19 protein-coding genes are annotated in these 26,507 nt (G+C 70.8%); 15 read left to right on the top strand and 4 right to left on the bottom strand.

The window, feature by feature from the left end; translation table 11 throughout:
• Positions 1 to 4: 4 nt before the first annotated feature.
• Genes ACSFA2_RS05615 through hisN form a run of 3 tightly spaced genes read right to left on the bottom strand, consistent with a single transcriptional unit; the run spans position 5 to position 1,935 of the window.
• A complete protein-coding gene (locus ACSFA2_RS05615; protein ID WP_435454331.1) occupies positions 5 to 934 on the bottom strand; it encodes an ROK family protein in 930 nt (309 codons plus the stop codon).
• Positions 935 to 957: 23 nt separating this feature from the next.
• Complete coding sequence (locus tag ACSFA2_RS05610) at positions 958 to 1,152, bottom strand: DUF2905 domain-containing protein (protein WP_435454330.1); 195 nt, start codon at positions 1,150 to 1,152, stop codon at positions 958 to 960.
• A 9-nt stretch (positions 1,153 to 1,161) separates the two neighbouring features.
• The gene (gene hisN / locus ACSFA2_RS05605) at positions 1,162 to 1,935 is read right to left on the bottom strand and encodes a histidinol-phosphatase (RefSeq protein WP_435454329.1); all 774 of its coding nucleotides are present in this window, start codon (positions 1,933 to 1,935) and stop codon (positions 1,162 to 1,164) included.
• A gap of 143 nt (positions 1,936 to 2,078) precedes the next feature.
• Between hisN and ACSFA2_RS05600 the strand changes: the two genes are divergently transcribed.
• Positions 2,079 to 2,459: a DUF5329 family protein gene (locus tag ACSFA2_RS05600; RefSeq protein WP_435454328.1), complete on the top strand. Its 381-nt coding sequence runs from the start codon at positions 2,079 to 2,081 to the stop codon at positions 2,457 to 2,459.
• 15 nt (positions 2,460 to 2,474) lie between these two features.
• Here ACSFA2_RS05600 and ACSFA2_RS05595 read toward each other — a convergent pair whose 3' ends face one another.
• Complete coding sequence (locus ACSFA2_RS05595; protein WP_435454327.1) at positions 2,475 to 3,605, bottom strand: class I SAM-dependent methyltransferase; 1,131 nt, start codon at positions 3,603 to 3,605, stop codon at positions 2,475 to 2,477.
• Between ACSFA2_RS05595 and ACSFA2_RS05590 the strand changes: the two genes are divergently transcribed.
• The 14 genes from ACSFA2_RS05590 to ACSFA2_RS05525 all read left to right on the top strand — a co-directional run bounded on the left by ACSFA2_RS05590 (position 3,604) and on the right by ACSFA2_RS05525 (position 26,493).
• Positions 3,604 to 4,389, top strand: coding sequence for an SDR family oxidoreductase (locus ACSFA2_RS05590; protein ID WP_435454326.1), 786 nt, complete (start codon positions 3,604 to 3,606; stop codon positions 4,387 to 4,389). The genes ACSFA2_RS05595 and ACSFA2_RS05590 overlap by 2 nt on opposite strands.
• Positions 4,390 to 4,396: 7 nt before the next feature.
• Positions 4,397 to 4,768 carry a dihydroneopterin aldolase gene (locus ACSFA2_RS05585; RefSeq protein ID WP_286648303.1) on the top strand — a complete coding sequence of 124 codons (372 nt, stop codon included), beginning with the start codon at positions 4,397 to 4,399 and terminating at the stop codon, positions 4,766 to 4,768.
• The gene (ttcA, locus tag ACSFA2_RS05580) at positions 4,765 to 5,682 is read left to right on the top strand and encodes a tRNA 2-thiocytidine(32) synthetase TtcA (RefSeq protein ID WP_435454325.1); all 918 of its coding nucleotides are present in this window, start codon (positions 4,765 to 4,767) and stop codon (positions 5,680 to 5,682) included. The genes ACSFA2_RS05585 and ttcA overlap by 4 nt, the downstream gene beginning before the upstream one ends.
• A gap of 50 nt (positions 5,683 to 5,732) precedes the next feature.
• Entirely contained in the window at positions 5,733 to 6,371 is a 639-nt protein-coding gene (locus ACSFA2_RS05575; RefSeq protein ID WP_435454324.1) for a DUF4136 domain-containing protein, read from the top strand.
• Between the two features lie 25 nt (positions 6,372 to 6,396).
• Entirely contained in the window at positions 6,397 to 7,041 is a 645-nt protein-coding gene (locus ACSFA2_RS05570) for a histidine phosphatase family protein (RefSeq protein WP_435454323.1), read from the top strand.
• A gap of 385 nt (positions 7,042 to 7,426) precedes the next feature.
• Positions 7,427 to 14,746, top strand: a complete 7,320-nt coding sequence (locus ACSFA2_RS05565) for a hybrid non-ribosomal peptide synthetase/type I polyketide synthase (RefSeq protein ID WP_435454322.1) — start codon at positions 7,427 to 7,429, stop codon at positions 14,744 to 14,746.
• Positions 14,743 to 19,746, top strand: coding sequence for an amino acid adenylation domain-containing protein (locus ACSFA2_RS05560; RefSeq protein ID WP_435454321.1), 5,004 nt, complete (start codon positions 14,743 to 14,745; stop codon positions 19,744 to 19,746). The genes ACSFA2_RS05565 and ACSFA2_RS05560 overlap by 4 nt, the downstream gene beginning before the upstream one ends.
• An 11-nt stretch (positions 19,747 to 19,757) precedes the next feature.
• Positions 19,758 to 20,492 carry a 4'-phosphopantetheinyl transferase family protein gene (locus ACSFA2_RS05555; protein ID WP_435454320.1) on the top strand — a complete coding sequence of 245 codons (735 nt, stop codon included), beginning with the start codon at positions 19,758 to 19,760 and terminating at the stop codon, positions 20,490 to 20,492.
• The gene (locus ACSFA2_RS05550) at positions 20,489 to 21,298 is read left to right on the top strand and encodes an alpha/beta fold hydrolase (protein ID WP_435454319.1); all 810 of its coding nucleotides are present in this window, start codon (positions 20,489 to 20,491) and stop codon (positions 21,296 to 21,298) included. Before ACSFA2_RS05555 ends, ACSFA2_RS05550 begins: the two co-directional genes overlap by 4 nt.
• Positions 21,291 to 22,289 (top strand): serine aminopeptidase domain-containing protein, encoded by a 999-nt coding sequence (locus tag ACSFA2_RS05545; RefSeq protein WP_435454318.1) that lies wholly within the window; start codon positions 21,291 to 21,293, stop codon positions 22,287 to 22,289. The genes ACSFA2_RS05550 and ACSFA2_RS05545 overlap by 8 nt, the downstream gene beginning before the upstream one ends.
• Before the next feature lie 92 nt (positions 22,290 to 22,381).
• Positions 22,382 to 22,873 (top strand): hypothetical protein, encoded by a 492-nt coding sequence (locus tag ACSFA2_RS05540; RefSeq protein ID WP_435454317.1) that lies wholly within the window; start codon positions 22,382 to 22,384, stop codon positions 22,871 to 22,873.
• Between the two features lie 93 nt (positions 22,874 to 22,966).
• A complete protein-coding gene (gene miaB / locus ACSFA2_RS05535) occupies positions 22,967 to 24,340 on the top strand; it encodes a tRNA (N6-isopentenyl adenosine(37)-C2)-methylthiotransferase MiaB (RefSeq protein WP_435454316.1) in 1,374 nt (457 codons plus the stop codon).
• Positions 24,340 to 25,767 (top strand): sensor histidine kinase, encoded by a 1,428-nt coding sequence (locus ACSFA2_RS05530; protein WP_435454315.1) that lies wholly within the window; start codon positions 24,340 to 24,342, stop codon positions 25,765 to 25,767. Before miaB ends, ACSFA2_RS05530 begins: the two co-directional genes overlap by 1 nt.
• Positions 25,768 to 25,830: 63 nt before the next feature.
• Positions 25,831 to 26,493, top strand: coding sequence for a hypothetical protein (locus ACSFA2_RS05525; RefSeq protein ID WP_435454314.1), 663 nt, complete (start codon positions 25,831 to 25,833; stop codon positions 26,491 to 26,493).
• Positions 26,494 to 26,507 lie beyond the last annotated feature (14 nt).

The following is a 26,507-nucleotide window of genomic DNA, read 5'->3' as shown; positions in this document are numbered from 1 at the left end:
GGTCTCAATCTACCAGCGCCAGCGCGGCGTAGTCGCCGACCTTGTCGCCCAGGCCCGCCGCGTGCAAGCGCACGCCGCGGGTCAGCGGCGCCAGGTGGCCGTCGATGTGCGCCTGCAGGCGCGGCAGCAGGAAGTCGCGGTTGTGCCAGAACACGCTGCCGCCCAGGCTGATGGCCTGCAGGTCGAGCGTGACGACCAGGTTGTAGAGGGTGCGGCCCATGACGCGGCACAGCGCGTCGGTGGTGCGCACGGCCTCGGGCTCGCCGGCGACCGCCGCCTTGAACAGTTCCTCCGCCGGCTGGCCGAAGCGCCGCGCGATCGCGTTGCCGGCGATGAGACCTTCCACGTCGCCCACATTGCCGCAGCCGCACAGCGCGTCGCGGTTGTCGTCGTCCGACACGAAGGTGTGGCCGGCATGGCCCGCGTTGCCATTCTTGCCGCGCAGCGGACGCCCGTCGACGCACAGGCCGACGCCCACGCCGGTGCTCCAGGTGACGTAGGCGCAGTGGTCCAGGCCCTGCAGCGCACCCCAGCGGCGCTCGGCCTCGAGCGCGGCCACCGCATCGTTCTCGACCCGCACGTGCGCGAAGCGCTGGCGCAGCGGCGCCTCGATCGGAGCCGTCATCCAGTCGTTCGGCAGGCCGCGCGCCGGGCCGGCCAGGCCGCCGCAGATGTTGGGCGTTGCGAGTTCGATGCAGCCGTCGTTCAACACGAAGGGCCCGGCCGACGAGACGCCGACCGATTCGATGGCCGACGACGACACGCCGATGGCGACGCAGGCCGCATCGATCAGCCGCAGCACCTGCTGCGCGACCGCGTCGTTGGGGCCGGTCTTGGCGGTGGGCTCGGACTGGCGCGCCATCAGCGTGTCGTTGCCCGGCAGGGCCAGGCTGACCGCGACCTTGGTGCCGCCGATGTCGACGCAGGCTCTCATGGCGTGGGTTTCTCTCTTGGGAATCAGATCAGCTTGGCCACCAACGCAGCGAGGGTGCTGAGCACCACCGTGCTGCCGATCGGCAATTGCCATTCGCGACCGAAGGCGCGGAATTCGAAGTCGCCGGGCAGGCGCCCGAAGCCAAAGCGCCGCAGCCACGCCGTCAGCCCGCTCATGAGCAGCAGCGCGAGCACGACGACGAGCAGCCAGCGAATCATGCCAACAGTCTAGGCAGCCAGGGCAGCCAGCGCCTGTCGATGAAGTTCGGGGGTGGCCGCCGCCACGACGCGGCCATCGGACTTGAGGCCCAGCGCGCGGCCTTCCCAGTCGGTGATCACGCCGCCGGCCGCCTCGATCAGGCCGGCCGGGCCGAGGTAGTCGTAGGGCTGCAGGCCGGTTTCGACCACCAGGTCGACGGTGCCACCGGCCAGTTGCGCGTAGCCGTAGCAGTCGCCGCCGAAGCGGCGCATCGCGCAGCGCCGGCTCAGCGCGTCGAAGGCCTGCCAGTCGGCGGCATTGAAGATATCGGGCGAGGTGGTGACGATGCGGGCCTTTGCAATCTCGCGGCAGGTGCTCGCCTGCACGGCCACGCCGTTGCGGTGCGCGCCGACGCCGGCCTGCCCCACCCAGCGTTCGCCCAGCACCGGCATGTCGACCATGCCGAGCACCACGCGCGCGCCTTCGAGCACGCCGATCAGCGTGCCCCACAGCGGCGAGGCGGTGATGAAGCTGCGCGTGCCGTCGATCGGGTCGAGCACCCACACGCGCGCGGCGTCGACGCGCTCGGCCCCATGCTCCTCGCCATAGATGCCGTCGGCCGGCCGCTCGGCGGCGAGCACCGCGCGCATCGCCGTCTCGGCGGCGCGGTCGGCCAGCGTCACGGGGCTTTCGTCGGCCTTGGTGATGATGTCCAGCGGCGTGCGAAAGTAGGCCATCGACTGCGCGGCCGCGGCATCGGCGAGGGCATGGGCGGTGCGCAGGAGGTCGGGGGAAAGGCTCATCGGGCAGGGCTCGGCGAAGGGTGACGGGATCGAGGACAGACGGGCCATTAGACCCGAGTGGGGGGTGTCAGTTTGACAGGCCGCGCCGAGGCTGCAAGCATGGCCCCAACTCTCACGGAAAGACCTCACGGAAAGACAAAGGCATGGCATTTCATCGATGGCTTCGGCACCTGTTGCCGGCACTGCTGCTGGCCTGGGCGACGCTGAGCGCGGCGACGCCCTCCGCCGACGAGCATGTGGTGATCCAGACGCTGATCCAGCGCGTCGAGAAGATGTCGACCATGACCTTCCTGCGCAACGGCGGCGCCCACACGGCGGCCGAAGCGGCGCAGCACATGCAGGCGAAGTACGCGCACTTCAAAGACAAGATCGTCACCGCCGAGGACTTCATCGAGCTGTGCGCCTCGCGCTCGGAAATGACCGGCAAGCCATACATGGTGAAGTTGGGCGACGCCGCGCCCGTGGAGGCCAACACCTTCCTGAAGAAGGAGCTGCGCGCGGTCCGCGGCTCACCGCCGCCCTGATGCGCACTCGGCGCGCTACAGGGTGTGGCTGCGGTCGCCCGCGGCGAAGCCGACCGGCTCCCAGGGTTCGCCAGCGGCCAGGCCGATCACCTTGAAGAGCTCGCCCATCTCGTGCTCGTGCACCAGGTGGCCCGCCAGCGCACGCTGGGCCACGCTGGCCTGGTCGGACAGGCCGAGCAGCCCGCAGTTGATGAGGAAGCGGCCCTGGCTGGTGTAGCCCAGCACGTGCAGCCCGGCGTCCTGCGCGGCCAGGGCGATGCCGGTGAAGTCGACGTGCGCGGTGACGTCCTTGGCGCCGACGTCGAGCAGCGGGTTGTCGTCGGCACGGTGCGCCTGGTGGCACATCACGGTGCCCATGTGGCGCTGCGGGTGGTAGTACTCCGACTCGGGGAAGCCGTAGTCGAGGAAGAAGGCCGCGCCCTTCGTCAGCCGGTCGGCCAGCGTCGCGACGAAGGCCTTCGCCTGCGGATGGATCTCGGTGAGGTAGTCGTGCTCGCCGTCGATCTCGATCGGGGGGCGCAGCGTGGTCGGGCGGTCCTCCCAGGCCCAGCCGCCCTGCACGCCGGCGACCACGCCGCGCTCGAACCAGCGGCCGCCGACGCGGGCCAGCAACTGCACCGGCATGGCGTCGAGCACCTCGTTGCCGACCACCACGCCCTGCATCGCCTCGGGCAACGCATCGAGCCATTCGACCTTCGCCGCGTGGGCCGCGAGCGTCTCCTGCTGGCGCGCGCGCAGCGTGCCCGACAGGTCGACGATGCGGTAGCGCGCGATGCGCTCGCCCAGCGTGTCGAGCAACTGCAGCGCCAGCGCGCCGGAGCCGGCGCCGAATTCCCAGACCTCGTCGGTGCCGCTGCGTTCCAGCGCTTCGCCCACCTGCACGGCCAGCGTCTGGCCGAACAGCGGCGTGAGCTCGGGGGCGGTGACGAAGTCGCTGCCCGAGGACGGCAGGTGGCCGAACTTGCGGCTCGCGTTGGCGTAGTAGCCGAGCCCTGGCGCATAGAGCGCGAGCGCCATGAAGCGGTCGAAGCCGATCCAGCCCCCGGCACGTTGAATGGCCTGACCGATGAGCCGGTCGAGCGCGGTCGTTAAAATTGGAGGGGTCGTGGTCACGCCGCGATTGTCTCTCTTCACTTCTTCCCCCATGCCCCAGCCCTCGTCCGCGCGCCCCGTGCGCACCGTTCTCGTCACCGGCGCCGCCAAGCGGCTCGGCCGCGAGATCGCGCTCGCACTGGCCGACGGCGGCTGGCAGGTGGCGGTGCACTACCGGCACTCGGCCGACGAGGCGCGGCAGACCGCGGCCGACTGCGCCGCGCGCTCGGGCGTGACCTCGGCGATGGTCAGCGCCGACCTGGCCGACGAGGCCCAGGTGCGCGAACTGCTGCCGCAGGTGGTCGCGCAGTTCGGTCGGCTCGACGCGGTGGTCAACAGCGCCTCGCTGTTCGAGCACGACGACGCGGCGAGCCTGGGCTTCGCGTCGCTGGAGGCGCATCTGCGCACCAACACCGCGGCGCCGATCCTGCTCGCGCAGGCCCTGCACACGCACCTGCTGTCGCGCGGCGCCGAGGCGCAAGGCGCGGTGGTGAACCTGCTCGACCAGAAGCTCTGGAACCAGAACCCCGACTTCCTCAGCTACACGCTGTCGAAGGCCGCGCTGGAGGCCGCCAACACCATGCTGGCCCTGGCGCTCGCGCCACAGCTGCGCGTGGTGGGCGTCGCGCCGGGCCTCACGCTCACGAGCCACCTGCTGAGCGAGGAGAAATTCCGCCGCCTGCATTCGGCCAGCCCGCTGGGCCGCTCCTCGACGGCCGCCGACGTGGCGGCCACCGTGCGATTCGCGCTGGAGAACCAGTCCATCACCGGCACGACGCTGCTGGTGGACGGTGGCCAGCACCTGATGAAATTCGAACGCGATTTTTCGCTGATGTGAGCCGCCGATGCTGACCAAGGGCACCCAGATCCTCACGCTGACCAGCCTGCGCTTCGACGCCAGCCTCGGCATCCTTGCGCAGGAACACGACGCGCCACAGCAGATTCAGGTCGACGCCGAGCTCAACCTCGGCAGCCAGCCGCTGCTGCCGGCCGACGACGACATCACGCACGTGCTGGACTACCGAAAGGTGCGTCGCATCATCATCGACGAGTGCACCGAGGTGCACATGAACCTGCTGGAAAGCCTCATCGGCAAGCTGGCGCACCGGCTGATGCAACTGCCGGGCGTGCTGGGCGTGCGGGTGAAGATCGCCAAGCTGAAGATCTTCGACGACTGCGAAGTGGCGATTCGCGTGGAAACGGGGCAATGGTCATGAGCGTTGTTTGGACAGATCACGAAGAAGCCGTGTCGCAGGACAAGGTCCTGAAGATCGAGCGCGAAACGCACAAGCTCGAGAAGCGCCTGTGCCGCGAAGTCGGCAAGGCCATCGTCGACTACAACATGATCGAAGAGGGCGACAAGGTCATGGTGTGCGTCTCGGGCGGGAAGGACAGCTACGCGCTGCTCGACATCCTGCTCAAGCTGCGCGCCCGTGCGCCGATCCATTTCGACATCGTGGCGGTCAACCTCGACCAGAAGCAGGCCGGCTTCCCCGAAGACGTGCTGCCGACCTACCTCACGGCGCTGGGCGTGCCCTTCCACATCGAGGAGCAGGACACCTACAGCATCGTCAAGCGCGTGATCCCCGAAGGCAAGACGACCTGCGGCCTGTGCAGCCGGCTGCGCCGCGGCATCCTGTACCGCGTGGCGGACGAGCTGGGCGCCACCAAGGTGGCGCTGGGCCACCACCGTGACGACATGCTGCAGACCTTCTTCCTCAACATGTTCTTCGCGGCCAAGCTCAAGTCGATGCCGCCGAAGCTGGTGAGCGACGACGGGCGCCACGTGGTGATCCGCCCGCTGGCCTACGTGGCCGAGAAGGACCTGATCCGCTGGGCCCAGCACCGCGAATTCCCGATCATTCCCTGCACGCTGTGCGGCAGCCAGGAAAACCTGCAACGCAAGCAGGTCGGCGAAATGCTGCGCGAATGGGAGAAGAAGCACCCCGGTCGCATCGAGAACATGTTCGGCGCCCTGCAGAGCATCGTGCCGTCGCACCTGCTCGACGGAACATCCTTCGACTTCAAGGGTCTGAAGGCGACGGGTGTGCCCGACCCCGACGGCGACAAGGCCTTCGACGCACCCGAGTTCCCTGCGACGGCCTCACCCTTGCGCATCGTTCAGCTCTGAGCGGCGCGACGGCGTTGCTGCCGCCATCGCGCCTTTGGAGATCTCTCGCCATGCCTCTTCGCCGAATCCTGACCGCCGCCGCGCTGCTGACCCTGCTCAGCGGCTGCGCCACCCGCTGGGTGGTCGACAGCGACGTGCGCAGCTTCTCGAGCCTGCCGGCCGCCGATGTGGCGGCCGGCGCCACCTACCGCTTCGAACGGCTGCCTTCGCAGCAGGACGGCGACGGCGCGCGCGGCGCAGCGGCGCTCGAAGCCATGGCCGCGCCGGCGCTCGAACGCGCGGGCCTGCGGCGCGACGACGCCGGTGCCCGCTACACCGCGCAGATCGGCGCCCGCGTCACGCCCACCTATTCGCCGTGGGGCGACCCCGGCTTCTACCCGGGCTGGGGGCCGTGGGGCCCGGGGCCGCGCTTCGGCATGGGCTACGGGCGCGGCTGGTACGGCCCCGGCTGGTATGGCCCGGGCTTCCCGCCGGCGTCCAGCCCCTGGTACCTGCGCGAAGTGAGCGTGGTGCTGCGCGAGCTGCCGTCGAACAAGGTGGTGTACGAGACCCGTGCCCGGAACGACGGGCCCTACAGCGCGGATTCGGCCGTCCTGCCGGTGATGTTCCAGGCCGCCTTGCAGGGTTTCCCGACCCCGCCGGAGGGCGAGCGCCGCGTGAACATCGAGATTCCCAAGGCCACGCCATGACGCAGCGCCTGCGCGCGCCCGCCGCGTGATGGAGGCGACCCGGCTCATCGCCGTCCGCCATGGGGAAACGGCCTGGAACGTGGACACGCGCATCCAGGGCCAGCTGGACATCGGCCTCAACGACACCGGCCTGCGCCAGGCCCGGCAGGTCGGCCGGGCGCTCGGCGAGGAGCCGATCTCGGCGATCTACGCCAGCGACCTCGCCCGGGCGTGGCAGACGGCCGAGGCGATCGGGGCGGCCCGGGGCCTGGCCGTGCAACCGGAGCCGCGGCTGCGCGAGCGCGCCTTCGGCAGCTTCGAAGGGCGCACCTTCGCCGAGATCGACGCCGAGACGCCGGACGATGCCCGGCGCTGGCGCACGCGCGAACCCGACTACCGGCCCGGCGGCCACGGCGAGTCGCTGCTCACCTTCCGTGAGCGCGTGACCGGCGTGGCCGAGGAACTGGCGGCGCGGCACGCCGGCGAGCTGGTCGTGCTGGTGGCCCATGGCGGCGTCATGGACGTGCTGTACCGCGCCGCCACGCGGCAGGACCTGCAGGCGCCGCGCACCTGGCACCTGGGCAACGCCGCCATCAACCGGCTCCTCTGGACGCCGCAGGGCCTGAGCCTGGTCGGCTGGGGCGACGTGGGTCACCTCGTCGACAACGCCCTCGACGAAACCATCGACTGAGTTGCCGGGCTCGCGCCCCTGGCGGCGTTCAGCGGTAATACATCACACATCGACCCACCAGCGGGGTCGATCGATGGTTGACTTGAGGTGTTTAGTATTCATTTCTTACAAGAATGGGCGCACAATGCACTGTGCGTAACGCCTTGTCACGATGACTGCTGTCAAGTTGTCAATCGCAACCAATTGCGTCCCACGTCACCATCTGCCAGAACGGCCTATGCCGTGGATTGGACTTTCGGCAGAGGGCGAACTCAATCCACAAGGTGGAAGATCAGCAGCAAAAAGAGCGCTTTGTTATTAAATCTGACAAGTCAGGCAGGGCGAGGACGAGAGAGATGACCGCGGAGGTTTCCCAACTGGGAACCGTCGTGTGAAAGGCACACCGATGAACCAGACACTTCCGTCGTTTCCCTCCGCCGCGAGCCCCCTCGAACTTCCCCTGCCCTCGCCGATCGGTGCCGGGCGTGCCGCCTCTTTCGCATTCACGATCGCCCCCACCTCGACCGCCCGCCTCGACGGGCTGGCCCGCGCGCACGGGTCGTCCGTCCAGACGCTGGCGCTCGCGGCGTGGGCCGTGGTGCTGGCACGGCTGAGCACCCAGGACGAGTTCCTGCTCGCCGGCCGCCCTGGCACGGACGCGTCCGTGCGCGCGTTACATCTCGACCTGCGCGGCGAACCGACGCTGGCCGCCTGGCTGCCGCGCCTTGAGGCGATGCTGCGTGACGCCACATCGCAGCCCGGCACCATCGACCTGCGAACGCAAGCCGCCTTCCATTTCGGCACCCTCGCGCCCCTGGGCACCGAAACCCCCTGCGACCTCACGCTGGCGCTCGCCGCACGCCCCGACGGCGGCCTGGGCGGCGTGCTGCACCACGCCGCCAGCATCGACGCGGCCACCGCCGCCCGCTGGGCTGGCCATGTACAGACCGTGCTGGCGGCGCTGCCCGACCACGCCGACACGCCGTGGCACGCGCTGCCCCTGATCGGCACGGACGAACAGGCGCTGCTCGATGGCTTCAACGCCAGCTCGGCCGACTGGCCATCGAATCGACTGATTCATGAACTGGTCGAGGCGCAGGCTGCGCGCACGCCCGATGCCGAGGCCGTGCGCTTCGGCCAGCGCACGCTGCGCTACGCCGAGCTCGATCGTCAGGCCAACCGCCTCGCCCGCCAGCTGCGAGCCCGCGGCGTCGGCCCCGACGTGCCGGTGGCGCTGTATGTCGAGCGCAGCCTCGAGATGGTGGTCGGGCTGCTGGCGGTGCTCAAGGCCGGCGGCGCCTACGTGCCGCTCGACCCGAGCCACCCGGCCGACCGCACCGCCGTGATCCTCGAGGGTGCCCGGCCCGCCGTCATCCTCTCGCAGCGCACGCTGCAGACCACGCTGCCCGCCGGCACGGCCGAGGTGCTGCTGCTCGACGCGCTGATGTCGGCGCCCGCCGAGTCGACCGACGCCGGCGCACCGCTGCCTGCCGCCGTGCCCCCCATGTCGCCGTCGCAGCTGGCCTACGTCATCTACACCTCGGGCTCGACCGGCACGCCCAAGGGCGTGGCCATGCCGCACCGCGGCCTGGTCAACCTGTTGCACTGGCAGCTGTCCAACCCCGGGGTCGCCCGGCCGCAGCGCACGCTGCAGTTCGCGGCACTGGGCTTCGACGTCGCCTTCCAGGAGATCTTCGCGACGCTCGTGGCCGGCGGCACGCTGGTGCTGATCGACGAGAGCGTGCGTCGCGACCCGCAGGCGCTGGTGGCCGTGCTGCGCGAGCACCGCGTCGAACGCCTGTTCCTGCCCTTCATCGCGCTGCAGAACTTCGCCGAATACGCCGTCGCCGCCGACGAATCGCTGCCCGACCTGCAGGACGTGATGACCGCCGGCGAGCAACTGCACGCCAGCCCGGCGGTGCGCGCCTTCTTCACGCGCCACCCCGGCTGCCGCCTGCACAACCAGTACGGCCCGACCGAAAGCCACGTCGTGACCGCGCTGCAGCTGGCCGCCGACCCGCGCGAATGGGCCGCCCTGCCCGCCATCGGCCGCCCGGTGGCGAACAACCGCATCCACGTGCTCGACCGCCATGGCCGGGTCGCACCGATCGGCGTGGCCGGAGAGATCCATATCGGCGGCGTCGGCGTGGCGCGCGGCTACCTGCACCGGCCCGAACTGACGGCCGAACGCTTCGTCGCAGACCCGTTCAGCCACGACCCCGACGCGCGCCTCTACAAGACCGGCGACATCGGCCGCTGGCGTGCCGATGGCCAGATCGACTACATCGGCCGCAACGACCACCAGGTCAAGGTGCGCGGCTTCCGCGTCGAGCTCGGCGAGATCGAGAGCGCGCTGCTGACGCACCCCGCCGTGCGCGAAGGCGCCGTGCTGGCGCGCCACGACGGTGGCGGCGATGCGCGCCTGGTCGCCTATGTCACCACCCAACCGGGCACCGCGCCCAGCGCCGACGATTTCCGCGCCCACCTCAAGGCCACGCTGGCGCCGTACATGGTGCCGGGCCTGTTCGTGGTGCTCGACGTGCTGCCCCGCTCGCCCAACGGCAAGATCGACCGCCGCGCCCTGCCCGAACCGCTGGCCCAGCGCCCCGAGATGGCCGAGCCGTATGAAGAAGGCCGCACCGACACCGAACGCCTGGTGTGCGCCGCCTTCGCACGCGCCCTGGGCATCGACCAGGCCGGCCGCGCCGACAACTTCTTCGACCTGGGCGGCGACTCGCTGCGGGTGCTCAAGGTGCTGGCCGACCTGCAGGCCAGCAGCCGCCAACGCCTGTCGACCAATCTCTTCTTCCAGAACCCGACGCCGCAGGCGATCGCCCGCGCGCTCGACGGCGAAGCCGCCGCACCCGCGACCGTGCGCGCCGCACCCCTCGGCGGCGACGCGCAGGAGCCCATCGCCCTGGTGGGCATGGCCGGCCGCTTCCCTGGCGCCGCCGACGTCGAGCAGTTCTGGGACAACCTGGTCGAAGGCCGCGACACCATCCGCTTCTTCGACGACGCCACGCTCGACGCCGGCGTGAGCGCCGCGCTGCGCGCCGACCCGGCCTATGTACGCGCCCGCGGCGTGCTCGACGACGTCGACCAGTTCGACGCCGCCTTCTTCGGCATCAACCCCAAGGAAGCAACGCTGATGGACCCGCAGCAGCGTCTCTTCCTGGAGATCTGCTGGGAATGCATGGAGCGCGCCGGCTATGCGCCCGACCAGCAGCAGCGCCCGGTCGGCGTGTACGCCGGCATGCACAACGCGACCTACTTCCAGCGCCACGTGATGCCGCGCGAAGACCTGATCGAAGCCGTCGGCGACTTCGCCGTGATGCTCGGCAACGAGAAAGACTACCTCGCCACCCGCGTGGCGAACCGCCTCAACCTCACCGGCCCGGCCATCAGCCTGAACACGGCCTGCTCGACCTCGCTGGTGGCCATGGCGCAGGCCTTCCACGCGCTGCGCTCAGGCCAGTGCGACATGGCACTGGCCGGCGGCGTCGCCATCCACTGCCCCCCGAACAGCGGCTACCTCTATCAAGAGGGCGCGATGTATTCGCCCGACGGCCACACGCGCAGCTTCGACGCCAAGGCCCAGGGCACGGTGTTCAGCGACGGCGCCGCGGTGGTCATGCTCAAGCGCCTGTCCGACGCGCAGGCCGACGGCGACACCATCTATGCGGTGCTGCGCGGCGTGGGCGTGAACAACGACGGCGCGGTCAAGGCCAGCTTCACCGCGCCCAGCGTCGACGGCCAGGCGGCGGTGGTGTCGATGGCGCTGGCTTCGGCCGGCGTCGACGCGCGCAGCATCTCGTACGTCGAAGCGCACGGCACAGCCACGCCGATGGGCGACCCGGTCGAAGTGGCCGCCCTGGCCCGCGCCTATGCGCGCCACACGGCCGACAGCGGCTTCTGCGCCATCGGCTCGGTCAAGAGCAACGTCGGCCACACGCTGATGGCTGCGGGCGCCACCGGCGTCATCAAGACCGCGCTGGCCCTGCACGAGCAGCGCCTGCCGGCGTCGCTGCACTTCGACAGCGCCAACCCCTCGATCGATTTCGACGGCACGCCGTTCCAGGTGAACGCGCAGCTCTCGCCCTGGCCGCGTGAGGCCGGCACGCCGCGCCGCGCGGGCGTCAGCTCCTTCGGCGTGGGCGGCACCAACGCGCACGTCATCCTCGAAGAAGCGCCGCTGGCCCCGCCCTCCGAGCCGGTCGCCGGCCCGCAATTGATCACGCTGTCGGCCCGCACGCCCACGGCGCTGGCCCGCATGGCCGCACAGCTGGCCGACCACCTCGAAGCGCAGCCCACGCTGAACGTCGGCGACGTGGCCCACACGCTGCGCGTCGGCCGCAAGGCCTTTGCGCAACGGCTGGCGCTGGTGGCCGACAGCAGCGCCGAAGCGGTGGCCTTTCTGCGCGACGCCGCCACGCCCTACAAGGTGAGCGGTGCCGTGGCCCCCCGCACGCACGATCTGGTGCTGCTGTTCCCCGGCCAGGGCGCGCAGTACCCCGGCATGGGCCGCACGCTGTATGTGCACGACGAGATCTTCCGTGCCGCGCTCGACGACTGCTTCGCCGCCTTCGACGCGGTGCTGCCCTTCAGCCTGCGCGAACGCATGTTCTCGGACGATGCCGACGCGCTGCTGCCGACCTCGGTCACGCAGCCGGCGACCTTCGCGCTCGAAGTCGCGCTGGCACGCCGCACGCTGGCCTTGGGCCTCCGCCCCGCCGCGATGATCGGCCACAGCGTGGGCGAATTCGCCGCCGCGGTGATCGCCAACGTGATGTCGCTGGCCGACGCGGCGCGCCTGGTGGCGCAGCGCGGCGCGCTGATGCAGGCGCTGCCGGCCGGCCAGATGCTGTCGGTGCGGCTCGCGGCCGCCCAGCTCGCGCCCTACCTCGGAGCCGACCTCTCGCTGGCCGCCGAGAACGGCCCCAACGCCTGCGTCGCCGCCGGTCCGACCGAGGCCATCGCGGCACTGCAGGCACGGCTCGAAGCCGACGGCGTCGCCGCCCGGCTGCTCCAGACCTCCCACGCCTTCCACTCGGCCATGATGGCGCCGGCCATGGCGCCCTTCGAGGCGCTGGTGCGCGAGGTCACGCTGAACGCACCGCAGCGAACCATCCTCTCGACGCTCACCGGCCGCGTGCTGAGCGCCGCCGAAGCCACCGACCCGGCCTACTGGGCGCGCCACCTGCGCGAGGCGGTGCGCTTCGCGCCCGCCGTGACCGAGGCGCTCGCACAGTTCGCACAACCGCTCTTCCTCGAGCTCGGCCCGCGCAACACGCTGAGCACGCTGGTGCGCCAACAGGCCACGCGCGACAGGCCGGCGCCGGCCGCCCTGCCGGTGTTCGGCGCCGCGCCGGCCGACGAACTCGTCGCCCACCGCCTGGCGCTCGGCCGGCTGTGGACGCTGGGCGCCACGCCCGACCTGCAGCAGCTCGACACGCGCAGCCGCAAGGCCCGCGTCCGGCTGCCCACCTACCCCTTCGAGCGCAAGCGCCACTGGGTCGACATCGCAGCACCGGCCCCGTCGGCCGCCGTGCCCCTGTCGCCTGCGCCTGCCGCTTCCGCCCTTGTCATCGACCCTCCCACGGAGCACGCCATGCCCACCGCCGTCCTGAACGCCCGCCACGCCACCCTGCACGCCAAGGTGCGCGAACTCTTCGAAGACATCTCCGGCACGCCGATGGCCGACGCCGACGGCACGACCACCTTCATCGACCAGGGCATGGATTCGCTGGTGCTCACGCAGGCCGCGCTGCAGGTCAAGAAGCACTTCAAGATCAACATCAGCTTCCGCCAGCTGATGGAGGGCTGCCGCAGCTTCGACCTGCTGGTCGATCACCTCGACAAGAGCCTGCCGCCCGAACCGACGGCGAGCGTCACGCCAGCGCCGGCGCCGGTGCGCGCCACGCCGGCCCTGGTCGCTGCGCCGCTGGCCGTCGCGACCGCGTTGCCGTCGATGGCGGTACCGACTTTCGCCCCCGCGCTGCCGCAAGCCGGCACGCCGCTGCTGCAACAGGTGATCGCGCAGCAGATGCAGCTCATGCAGCAGCAGCTCGCGCTGCTGGCCGGCACGCCGACCCTGGCCGCTCCTGTCGCCATCGCCGCTGCGACCCCCGTGGCATCGGCCACGCCGGCAACGACGGACGACAGGCCGACCGGCGGCGTCCCCTACGACGTCAAGAAGGCCTTCGGCGCCATCGCCCGCATCCACACCACGCCCAACCGCGAGATCACGCCGCGCCAGCAGGCCCGGCTCGACGCCTTCGTGCGGCGCTATGTCGAGCGCAGCCGCAAGAGCAAGGACTTCACCGCCGCCAACCGCCCCCACATGGCCGACCCGCGCGTGGTCAACGGCTTCCGCCCGGCGACCAAGGAGATCACCTACCAGCTGGTGGTCGACCGCTCCAAGGGCTCGCGCGTGTGGGACATCGACGGCAACGAGTACGTCGACACCCTCAACGGCTTCGGCATGAACATGTTCGGCTGGCAGCCGGACTTCCTGAACGACGCGATCCGCAAGCAGCTCGACCTCGGCTACGAGATCGGCCCGCAGCACCCGCTGGCCGCCGAGGTGACGCAGCGCATCTGCGAGCTCACCGGCTTCGACCGCGCGGCGCTGTGCAACACCGGCTCCGAAGCGGTGATGGCGGCGATCCGCATCGCGCGCACCCACACCGGCCGCAGCACCGTCGTGCTGTTCAGCGGCTCGTACCACGGCACCTTCGACGAGGTGCTGGTGCGCGCCGGCCGTGGCGCCCGCGGCATCCCGGCCACGCCCGGCGTGATGAGCGGCATGTTCGGCGACGTGCGCGTGCTCGACTACGGCACGCCCGAATCGCTCGCGTTCATCCGCGAGAACGCCGACGAGCTGGCGGCCGTGCTGATCGAGCCGGTGCAGAGCCGCCGTCCCGACTTCCAGCCGAAGGAATTCCTGCAGGAAGTGCGCGCCATCACAGCGCAGAGCGGCACCTGCATGATCTTCGACGAGGTGATCACCGGCTTCCGCGCGCACCCCGGCGGCGCCCAGGCGCTGTTCGGCATCCGCGGTGACCTCGCCACCTATGGCAAGGTGATCGGGGGCGGCATGCCCATCGGCGCCATCGCCGGCAAGCGCGAGTACATGGACGCGCTCGACGGCGGCGCCTGGAACTACGGCGACGATTCGATTCCGACCGTCGGCGTCACCTACTTCGCCGGCACCTTCGTGCGGCACCCGCTCACGCTGGCCGCGGCCAAGGCCTCGCTCGACCACCTGAAGGCCTCGGGCAACGCGCTGCAGACGCAGCTCAACCTGCACACGGCCGCGATGGCCGACGAGCTCACGGCCTTCTGCCGCGAGGTGGGCGCGCCGCTGGAGATCCGCTACTTCGCGTCGCTCTGGCGCGTGAGCTGGCTGGAAGACCACCCGCTGCAGGACCTGCTGTTCGCGATGATGCGCAGCCGCGGCGTGCACATCCTGGACAACTTCCCCTGCTTCATGACGACCGCGCACACGCGCGACGACATCGCGACCATCAAGTCGGCCTTCCGGGAATCGATCGCCGAGATGCAGGAAGCCGAATTCCTGCCCGGCCGCGCGCCGGCCAGCCGCGCCTTCGACGCCGCGCACCCGCCGGTGCCCGATGCCCGCCTGGGCCGCGACAAGGACGGCCAGCCCGCCTGGTTCGTGCCCGACCCCGCCAGCCCCGGCAAGTACCGCAAGGTGGACGCGTGAGCAGCTGGCCCGACACCCGCGACGCGGCAAAGCACGACGTGACCCTGCAGAACGTTGCCAAAGCCATCGAAGTCGATGACTTCGACCCCTTCGCCCTGGGCGCGATTTCCGGCGTCATCCCGACCACCGAGGCCCAGCGTGAAGTCTGGCTGGCGCACCGGCTCGGCAGCCAGGCCTCGCTCGCCTACAACGAGTCGGTCGACCTGCACCTCGATGGCACGCTCGACACCGCCGCCCTGTCGGCCGCGATGACCGCGCTGCTGGCGCGGCACGAGGCGCTGCGCGCGACCTTCTCGCCCGATGGCGAGCAGCTGGTCGTCGCCGTGCCGGGCGCATTCGCACTTCCACTGCACGACCTGAGCGGCATGGATGCCGCGGCGCAAGCCCTGGCCATGGCCAAGGCGCACACCGAAGCGGTCGAGACGCCCTTCGACCTGGAACAGGGCCCGCTGTTTCGCGCCGCGCTCTACCGGCTGGCCCCCACGCAGAACGTGCTGCTGATGACGGCGCACCACTCGGTGTGCGACGGCTGGTCGTGGGGCGTCATCGCCGACGACCTGGGCCTGCTCTATGCCGCGCAGCGCGGCCAGGTCACGGCACTCGAGCCGGCGCCCCGCTATGCCGACTACGCCCAATGGGAACGCGCCGAAGCGGTCACGCCGATGGCGCAGACGCAGTTGTCGTACTGGCTCGGCCAGTACCCCGGCAACTCGTTGCCCGCGCTCGAACTCCCGCTGGACCGCCCGCGCGCCGCGCGCCGCAGCTTCGATGCGCGGCGAGCCGACGTGCTGCTGCCAGCGCCGCTGGTTGAGGCGGCACGCCAGCTCGGCGCGCGTGCCGGCGTCAGCCTGTTCGCCACGCTCTTCAGCGTCTTTGCCGCCCTGGTGCATCGCCTGTCGCAGCAGGACGATCTCGTGGTCGGCGTGCCTTCCGCCGGCCAGGCGGCCAGCGGCATGCCCAAGCTGGTCGGCCACTGCGTCAACCTGCTGCCGGTGCGCGTCACGGTCGATCCGGCCCAGCCCTTCGACGTGCTGCTGCGTCAGATCGCCAACACGCTGCTGGACGCTTTCGACCACCAGACGCTGACCTACGGCACGCTGCTGCGGCACCTGCCGGTGACACGCGACCCCAGCCGCCCATCGCTGGTCAGCGTGATGTTCAACCTCGACCGCGCCACGACCGCGCAGGGCGGCAGCTTCCCCGGGCTGCAGAGCCGGCTGTCGGGCAACGCCCGCCACTACGAGAACTTCGAGCTGTTCCTCAACGCGGTGCCCGTGGCCGACGGCCTGCAGCTCGAGCTGCAATACAACACGGCGCTGTTCGACGAAGCCACCGTGCGGCGCTGGCTCGCGCTGTACGGCGACGCGCTGGCGCAGCTTGCGCGCCAGCCGCAGGCCACCGTCGCCCAGGCCCTGGCCTGCAGCAGCGAAGACCTCACCCTGCTGCAGTCCTTCAACGCCACGGCCGCGCCCTACGACGCGCAGCTGCGCATCGACACCCTCATCGGCCGCCAGGCCCAGGCCACGCCCGATGCGGTGGCGGTGCGCGCCGGCGGCGCGTCGCTCAGCTACCGCGAGCTCGACCAGCGTGCCAACGGCCTCGCCGCCGCCCTGCAGACGCAGGGCATCGGCCCGGGCGACCTGGTCGGCCTGTGCTGCGCGCGCAACGCACACATGCTGGTGGCGCTGCTCGGCATCCTGAAGTCGGGCGCCGGCTACGTGCCGCTCGACCCGGCCTTCCCGCGCGAACGCATCGAATTCATGATCGAGGATGCGCAACTGCGCGTCGCCGTGACCGATGCCGACACCGACGCCACCACGCCCCTGCAGGGGCTGGCCCGCGTGCGCGCCGACGGCGTGCAGCCGACCCCAGCGGCACCGTCGCACGGCGGCGATGCCGGCAACGTGGCCTACGTGATCTACACCTCCGGCTCCACCGGCCGCCCGAAGGGCGTGCGCGTGCCGCACCGCACGGTGGTCAATCTCCTGACCGGCCTGCGCACGGTGCCGGGCATCGACGCCCAGCGCCGCGTGCTGGCGGTGACCACGCTGTCCTTCGACATCGCGGTGTCCGAAGTGATCCTGCCGCTGACGGTGGGCGCGCGCATCGTGGTGGCCGACAAGACGCAGGCGATGCAGGGCGACCGCCTGCGCGAGCTGATCGAGTCCGAGGAAGTCGACTTCGTCGACGCGACGCCCTCCACCTGGCGCATCCTGCTGGACGCCGGCTGGCCCGGCCGCCGCGACCTGCTGGCCATCTGCACCGGCGAGCCGCTGCCCGCCGATCTGGCGCGCCAGCTGCTGCCGATGGTCGGTGAACTCTGGAACGGCTACGGCCCGACCGAAACCACCGTCTGGTCGAGCTTCCACCGCGTGCTGCGCGCCGAGGGCGTCATTCCCATCGGCCGCCCGGTGATCAACACCCAGTTCCACGTGCTCGACCCGCAGGGGCAGCCGCTGCCCGTGGGCGTGACCGGCGAGCTCTACATCGGCGGTGCCGGCGTGACGCTCGGCTACCTCGACCGCCCCGAACTGACCGACGAGCGCTTCGTGCCCGCCCACGACGGCAGCGGCGCCCGCTGGTACCGCACCGGCGACCTGGGCCGCTGGCGCGCCGACGGCGTGCTCGAATGCCTGGGCCGCGCCGACCACCAGGTCAAGGTGCGGGGCTACCGCATCGAGCTCGGCGAGATCGAAGCCAACCTGGCGCGCCATGGCGCCATCGACCGTGCGCTGGTGGTCACCCGCGAGGACGCGCCGGGCGATGTGCGCATCGTGGCCTACGTGGTGCCGCGCGGCCCCATGCCCGAGGCGACGGCCCTGCGCCAGCACCTGGCCAGCTTCCTGCCCGAGTACATGCTGCCGCAGCATTTCGTCGCGCTCGACGCGCTGCCGCTGCTGCCCAACGGCAAGATCGACCGCAAGGCCCTGCCCCCGCCCGTCAGCGCCGCCGCCACGCGCCGCGACGCCGCCGTGCCGGCGCGCGACGAGCTCGAACGCCAGATCCTGGCGGCGATGGAGCAGACGCTGAGCCTGCCCGGCCTCGGCATCCACGACGACTTCTTCGCGCTCGGCGGGCATTCGCTGCTGGCCGCGCGCCTCACGGCCCAGCTCAGCCGCGACCTGCAGCTCAAGCTGCCGATGTCGACGCTGTTCGAATCGCCCACGGTCGAGCGCATCGCGCAGACGGTGAACCGCCTGCGCGGCACCGGCCAGGCGGTGGCGCAGCAACCGATCGTGCACATGCCCGATCGCCGCAGCGCGCCGCTCACGCCGATGCAGGAACGCATCCGCTTCCTCGAAGAACTGCACCCGGGCCGTCCGGTCTACAACGCGCCGTCGGGCCACCGCTTCCGCGGACCGCTGGACGTTGCCAAGTTCCGCAGCGCGCTGCAGACGATGGTGCAGCGGCATGCCGCCCTGCGGACCGCGATCGGCACCGACGAGCACGGCGCCGCCGTGCAGGTCATTGCCCCGCGGGTCGACTTCGACATCCCGCTGGTCGACCTCAGCGCGATGCCCGAGGAAGAACGCGAGGCCGAGCTCGCCGGCCGCATGCAGCAACTGGCCGACCAGCCGCTGGACATCCACCGCGCGCCGCTCTTCCACATGGCGCTCTACAGGATGGGGCCGGAGGACCATGCCTTCATGTTCGTGCCGCACCACCTGGTGTGGGACGGCTGGTCCTTCGACATCTACCAGACCGAGCTGTCGGCCATCTACGGCGCGCTGGTGCGCGGCCAGAAGCACACGCTGCCCGAGCCACCGGTCTCGATGGGCGACTACGCGCAGTGGTACGCCGACTGGATGGCGCAGCCGGAGTTCACCCGGCAACTCGACTTCTGGAAGCAGCGCTTCGCGCGCATGCCCGCACCGCGCGCCGCCAAGACCGACATGCCGCGCAAGGCCGGCATGTCCGGCAAGGGCGGCGTGAACTGGATCCACATCGACCAGGCCACCACGCAGCGCCTGCGCGAAGTGGCGCGCCAGCACGACGTCACGCTCAGCATGCTGGCGCTGGGCGCCTACGTGCTGATGATGAGCGGCGCCATCGACAGCCGCTCGGTCGTGATCGCCACGCCGGTGCGCGGCCGCGAAGTGCCCGAACTCGAATCGGTCATGGGCTTCTTCAACAACGTGCTGCCGCTGCCCTTCCAGGTCGACAGAACGCTGGGCTTCGGTGGCTTCATCCGCTACGTGAAGAACGAGCTGGTGGCGGTCATGGGCTACCAGCAGGTGCCCTTCGAACGCATGGCGACCGAGCCCGAGTTCGTCAACCTGGCGCAGGGCGCGGGGCTGTACCAGGGCCTCTTCTCGTTCCAGGACGCGCGCGAGCGCCCGCTCGACTTCGGCGGCCTGGCGCACAAGCAGGTGCACCTGCTGCAGCGCGGCGCCACCGACGACCTGGGGCTGTGGCTGCTGGAGAAGCCGCACGGCCTCGAAGGCCCGATCGCCTACAACGCCGACATCTACCTGCCCGAGACCGGCACCGCCTTCCGGGACCGCTTCGTCGAGATCCTGCGCACGCTGGCTGATCGGCCCGACGTGCCGGTGGCCGAGTTGCTGGCACCGACGGATTCGGCCAGCGCGCGCATCCTGACGCGCCTGGCGTCGAGCGCCGAGTCGCCGCCGCTGACGGTGGCCGCACGCGAGAAGGCCGCCGCATCCAACGGCAACCCCGCGTCGCTGCTGCAACCCGAGCAGGCGCAGCTCGCGCAGATCTGGGCCGGCGTGCTCAACATCGACGTGAACGACATCCGCGCCAGCGACAACTTCTTCGACCTGGGCGGCGACTCGCTGCTGGCGATGCGCGTGGTGCAGCAGTCCGAGCAAAGCTTCGGCCAGCGCATCGAAGCACGCCGCTACATGTTCGAAAGCCTGGCGCAGCTCGCAGCGTCGCAGGTGACATCGCCCGCGCCGCTGACACCGGCCGAGGCGCCGTCGTCGGCGCGCCCCGGCTTGCTCGGGCGGGTGTTCTCCGGCTGGGGTCGCAAGGGCTGATCGGGGTGCGCATGAACGTCTCGCCGCTCGTCCTCCCCGTCGATGCGCCCCACTGCGAACTGTGGCGCATCGACCTGGACCAGCACGTCCCCGCCGCCGCCCTGGCCAAGCTCTCGGCCGACGAAGCGGCGCGAGCGCGCCGCTTCGTCTTCGAGCGCGACCGGCACCGCTTCATCGCTGCCCATGCCGCGCTGCGGCAGCTGCTGGGCCACCACAGCGGCCAGGCCGGCGAACGGCTGCGTTTCGTGGCCGGCCGCTTCGGCAAGCCGGCGCTGGCGTCGGCCGACCTGCACTTCAACCTCAGTCACAGCCACGACACCGGCCTGGTCGCGCTGTCGACCCACGACGAACTGGGCGTGGACGTCGAGGTTCTTCGGCCGATGCCCGACGCGCTCGCGTTGGCCGCGGCCTATTTCTCACCCGCCGAGCAGGCGGCGCTGGCGGCCTGCCCGGCGGCACAGCGCGATCGCGCCTTCTTCGTCTGCTGGACCCGCAAGGAAGCCTGCCTCAAGGCGGTCGGCATCGGGCTGGACCTGGCCACCAACGGCTTCGACGTCGGCATCGCGCCGGTCGCCCAGACCGTCACCCTCACCACGCCCGACGGCGTCGAGCAGTTGCGCCTGCACTCCTTCGAGGACGGCGACGACACGATCGGCGCCCTGGCACTGCGCCTGCCGCGCTGCGTACCGCACACGACGGACGACGTCAGTGCGAACGCCGCCGCGCCCCTGGAATTCATCGCATGACCCCCCTGATGTTCGGCCCGCCCTCGCGGCGGCTCTTCGGTCTTTTTCACGCGGCGGAAGGTGCGCGTGCGAGCGACACGGCCGTGCTGCTGTGCCCGCCCATGGGCCATGAGGCCCTGCGCAGCCACCGCTTCTACCGCCTGCTCGCGCTGCGCCTGTCGCGCCGCGGCGTACCGGTGCTGCGCTTCGACCCCTACGGCACGGGCGATTCCCCCGGCGACGACGAGGACGGCGACCTGGAGGGCTGGCGCCGCGACATCGGCGAGGCCCACCGCGAACTGATCGCCCGTTCCGGCGCAGCGCGCGTCGTGTGGTTCGGCGCACGCATCGGTGCCACGCTGGCGCTGCAGGCCGCCGCCTCTGCCAGCCCGCGCATCGCCCGGCTGGTGCTGTGGGAACCGGTGCTGGAAGGCCGCAGCTACCTGCAGGACCTGCGCGAAAAACACGTGGCCGAACTCGAATTGAGCCACTCGATTCCCGACGCCGGATGGCGCCGCAGCCTGCGCAAGGACCCCGAGGCCTTCAGCGGCGAGGCCTTCGGCTTCGGCATCTCCGAACTGCTGCGCCGCCAGGTCGCGGCGCTCACGCCCGACAGCCTCCAGCTGGGCACCGGCACCGAACTCGTGGTGATCGCCAAACCCGACGACACGACCACGCGCCAGTGGGTCACGGCGCAGACGCAAGACCGCAGTGCACGCCATGTGCTATTGCCGCATACCATGATATGGACGAGCAATCCCCACCCCAATAATGAGATGGTGCCTGCAGAGGCGTTGCAACGCGTGATGGCAGAAATCCATGAATGACTACAGCGAGACACCCGTTCTGTTCGGCCCCGACGAGGGTCTGTTCGGCATGCTCAGCCAGCCTCAGGCCGGCCGCACCGACGTGGCATGCCTGGTGCTCAACACCGGCGTGAACCACCGCATCGGGCCGCACCGCATCAACGTGAAGACGGCGCGCCGCCTCGCCAGCGCCGGCATCCCGACGCTGCGCTTCGACCTCTCCGGCATCGGCGACAGCGTGGCCGCACAGAGCCGCAACGCCTTCCGCGCGCAAGCCGTGGAAGACATGAAGGCCGCCATGGATTTCCTGGGCGAGCGCTACGGCGTGCGCCGCTTCCTGGTGTTTGGCATCTGCTCGGGCGCCGAGAACGCCATGGCGGTGGCGCTGGCCGACCCGCGCATCACCGGCATGCTGGCCTTCGACGGCGAGATGTATCTCACGCCCGGCGTGCGCCTCGAACGCAAGCTGCGCCGGCTGGCCGCCTTCCCCTTCAACGCCGCGGTGCGTGCGAGCTACTTCTGGTGGCGCGACCTGACCGACTGGCTGGGCGCGGGCGACGCCGCCGCCCGTGAACGGACGATGGCACGCGTGGCCTCGCTGCGGCCGAGCCGCACGCCGGCCGTCGAGCAGGGCAGCATCTTCGGCAGCGCCGAGGCACCGGTGGTCGATGCCGCTGAGCATGAACGCCGCCTGCTGTCGCTGGTCGATCGCGGCGTGGAGGTGTCCCTGATGTATTCGGTGACCTACAACTCGACCGACCGCAACCACGGCATGCTGAGCCAGCTGCGCGGCTCGCGCCTGTTCGAGCGGGTGACGTACCGCTTCTGGCCCGACATCGACCACACGGCGACCACCCGGGTCATGCAGGCCAAGCTGCTCGACGCCGTGGAGGAATGGGCACGCATCGCCGCCTTCGGGACGAGCACCCGCCCGCCCCTGCCCGGGGCCGGCGTGGGCACGAACACGGCAACGGCCCGCCAGCCCGCCGGCCAGGCATCGGTCACGGCCTGAGCGGCGCGGCGCAGCCCATGGGCTCCGGTGCGATCAGGCCCGATGGGGCCGGCCGCTAAAATCGGTCGCTCCACAGCCTCTGGATATACCCCATGAACCGCTGCCACCGCATCGCCGCCCCCGCCCTGTTCGCCTTCTTCTCCCTGGTCGCCTTGGTGGCGGCCTTCGCCTGGGCGCCGCCCTTGTCGGCCCAGACGCTGGAGGCGCCGGTGCAGAACGAGGCGGCGGTCGGCGGCCGCAATTTCCCCGAAGGCACGCTGCGCGGGCAGTTCATGGTGGTCGCAGCGCCCGAGATCGTGCTCGACGGCCGGGCCGATCGCCTGTCGCCCGGCGCGCGCATCCGCAGCGCGGAGAACATGGTGGTGACGACAGGCGCCATCACCGGCCAGAACCTGCTGGTCAACTACACGCGCGACCCGGCCGGCCTGGTGCGCGAGATCTGGATCCTCACGGCGACCGAGGCGAGCGTGAAGCGCGCCTCGGTCGGTCGGCCCTTCCTCAACTTCTGGCCCTTCGTGGTCACCAGCGGCGCGACCGACGACGGCAAGACGCCGTTCAACCAGTTGCCCGCCTTCGGGCAGTGACGCTGGCGGCGACTGCCGCCTCTCGCGCCTCCACGCCATCTCGGGCGGCCGGCGCCGTCCTTTCCGCTCGCTTACTCATCCTCGCCCCACGCCATGCGCAAAAAAGTCTTCATCAAAACCTTCGGCTGCCAGATGAACGAGTACGACTCGGACAAGATGGCCGACGTGCTGAACGCCGCCCAGGGCTACGAGCCCACGCAGGACGTCGAGGAAGCAGACCTCATCCTCTTCAACACCTGCTCGGTGCGCGAGAAGGCGCAGGAAAAGGTCTTCAGCGACCTCGGCCGCATCAAGCACCTCAAGGCCCGCGGCGTGAAGATCGGCGTGGGCGGCTGCGTGGCGAGCCAGGAAGGCGCGGCGATCATCGCGCGCGCACCCTACGTCGACGTGGTGTTCGGACCGCAAACGTTGCACCGCCTGCCCGAGATGCTCACGCAGCGGGACGTGCAGGGCCGCCCGCAGGTCGACATCAGCTTCCCCGAGATCGAAAAGTTCGACCACCTGCCGCCGGCCCGCGTCGACGGTGCGACCGCTTTCGTCTCGATCATGGAAGGCTGCTCCAAGTACTGCAGCTACTGCGTGGTGCCCTATACCCGCGGCGAGGAAGTCAACCGCCCGCTCGACGACGTGCTGGTCGAGGTCGCTGGCCTGGCCGCCCAGGGCGTGCGCGAGGTCACGCTGCTCGGGCAGAACGTGAACGCCTACCGCGGCGCGATGGGCGGCACGAGCGAGATCGCCGACTTTGCGCTCTTGATCGAGTACATCGCCGAGATCCCGGGCATCGAGCGCATCCGCTACACCACCAGCCACCCGAACGAGTTCACGCAGCGCCTGATCGAGGCCTATGCCAGGGTGCCGAAACTGGTGAGCCACCTGCACCTGCCGGTGCAGCACGGCAGCGACCGCATCCTGATGGCGATGAAGCGCGGCTACACCGCCATGGAATACAAGAGCACGGTGCGCAAGCTGCGCGCCATCCGGCCCGAACTGGCCTTGAGCAGCGACTTCATCGTCGGCTTCCCCGGCGAAACCGACGAAGACTTCGCCAAGATGATGAAGCTGATCGACGACTGCCGCTTCGATTCGAGCTTCAGCTTCATCTTCAGCCCGCGCCCCGGCACGCCCGCCGCCGCGCTGCACGACGACACGCCGCACGCGGTGAAGCTGGCGCGCCTGCAGCAGGTGCAGGCCGCGATCGACGTCAACGTCAAGCACTTCGGCCAGGCGCTGGTCGACACCACGCAGCGCGTGCTGGTCGAAGGTGCGTCGCGCAAGAACGCGAGCGAGCTGATGGGCCGCACTGCCTGCAACCGCGTCGTCAATTTCGAAGGCGACGCGCGCCTGGTTGGCCAGATGATCGACCTGCGGATCACCCGTTCGCTGGCCTACACGCTGCGCGGCGAAGTGCCCCTGCGCGACGTCGACGCCCCAGACGCCGCGCCGGCCACCGCCGCGCTCGCCGTCTGATGGCGAAGCTCACGACGGCGCGCGGCTCTTTTCAGCAACTGCTGCTTTTCGCCTTCCTCCTGATCACCGCCCTGCTGGTGGGTGTGGCCCTGCGCGCGGTGTTCCAGTACGACGCGCTGATGACGCAGAGCCGCGACGCGGCCACCCGCGCGCTCACGCTCTCGGGCGCGGCGCAGTCGCTGGCCGAGCGCAGCGCCGCGATGGAACGGGCCGGCCGCCAGTCGCTGGTGCTCAACGACGCGGTGCTGCGCCGGCGCTTCGACGACGCTGCCCGCGATGCGCAGAACGTGCTGACCCGGCTGGCCGACAACGGCGTGCAGCGCACCTCCATCGACGCCTGGCGGATGCAGCTCGATGCGATGGAGCGGCTGCTGGTCGGCCCCGCCGACACGGCCCTCGCGCGCGAGACCACGCTCGCGATGCAGTTCCGCGACCTCGACGCCGTGAACACCGACATCGCCCAGCAGGCGCAGACGCAGATCGAGGCGCAGAACACCGCGCTTTCGACCCGCCTGGAAGACGCCCGCACACGGCTGATGCGCGAGGTGCTGGCCGCCAGCGCGCTGGCGGTGGCGCTGGCGCTGGCCTTCGGCGTGTGGCTGGCGCGGCCCTTCAAGCGGCTGCAGCGCGCCATCGTCGGCCTGGGCGAGAACCGGCTCGACGAGCCGATCGACATCCGCGGCCCGGCCGACGTGCGGCGCGTGTCGCAGCAGCTCGAATGGTTGCGGCTTCGTCTGACGGAACTGGATGCCGACAAGGCACGCTTCCTGCGTCACGTGTCGCATGAACTCAAGACGCCGCTGGCGGCCCTGCGCGAGGGCATCTCGCTGCTGGAAGACGGCGTGACCGGCGCGCTCAACCCGGCGCAGCGCGAGGTCGCGCAGATCCTGCAGCAGAACGCCATCTCGCTGCAGAGCCAGATCGAGGCGCTGCTGCGCTTCAACGCCGCCGCCTTCGAAGCACGCGACCTGCATCGCCAGCGCACGGCCCTGCTGCCGTTGATCGAGGAGCAGGTCGAGGCGCAGCGCCTGCAATGGCAGGCGCACGGGCTGCAGGTGCAGGTCGAGGGCGAGCCGCTGTCGATCACGGTCGACCCGGCCAAGCTGGGCACGGCGCTGGCCAACCTGCTGTCGAACGCCATCCGCTTCTCCGAGCGCGGCGGCGTCATCCGCTTCGATGTCTCCGGCACCGCCGATACCGCGCGCATCGACATCTCCGACGCCGGCCCCGGCATCGCCGAGGGCGACCGCGATCGCGTCTTCGAGCCCTTCTTCCGTGGGGAACGCCAACCGGAGCACGCGGTCAAAGGCACAGGCATCGGCCTGTCGATCGTGCAGGAGTACATTGCTGCACATGGTGGCCACGTCGCGCTGCTGCCCGACGGCCCCGGGGCGCGATTCCGCATCGAGCTCCCGCGCTCCGCCTGAGCCGCTCACACGCTCCGTCCCATCCCCGCCCCGAACACCTCGCGTCCCACGTTGTCTCGCATCATGTCTTTTTCGTTCGCCCGCTGTCCGGCCCTTGCCTCGGCGCTCGCCCTGTCGTCGCTGACCTTGCTGGGCGCGTGCACCACGCCGCCGCCCGCGCCGACACCGCCGCCGGCCCCGGCGCCCGTGCCGGCACCGCCCCCGCCGCCCGTGGTGCGCGTGACCCCGGTCGAGGCCGAGCCGATCGCCCTGGCGACCCAGCCGGCGCTGGCCTTCTCGCTGCGCGGCGCCACGCCGGCCGAAGCCGTCCTCACCTACGCCGACCGCCTGCGCTCGCTCGGTGCCAATGAGCTGGCCGCCGAGCTGGCGCGGCTGGGCGACCCGGGCGACGCGCCATTGGTCCAGATGCAGGTGGCCCTGGTGCTGGCGCAGACGCGGGCACCGGCCGACCTGGCGCGTTCCCTGGGGCTGCTGCAGCGCGTGGCGTCGAACCCGACGGCCGATGCGCAGCCGCTGCAGCCACTGGCGCGCCTCTTGGCCGCGCGCTTTCTTGAACAACGCAAGGTCGAGGACGACCGCGACCGCCAGGCCCAGCAGGCGCGCGACGCACAGCGCCGCATCGACCAGCTGAACGACCGGATCGAAGCGCTGCGCGCCATCGAACGCAGCTTCGCCCGGCCCAACGCGCCCGCACCCAGCAACGGCAGCAAACCTGCCACGCCCTGAGCGGCGCACGAAGG

This window comes from Variovorax cryoconiti (assembly GCF_051216395.1).
Taxonomy (GTDB): Bacteria; Pseudomonadota; Gammaproteobacteria; order Burkholderiales; family Burkholderiaceae_C; genus Variovorax.
Note: the sequence above shows the minus strand (reverse complement) of the source record. Positions and strands in the feature narration are given on the sequence as shown.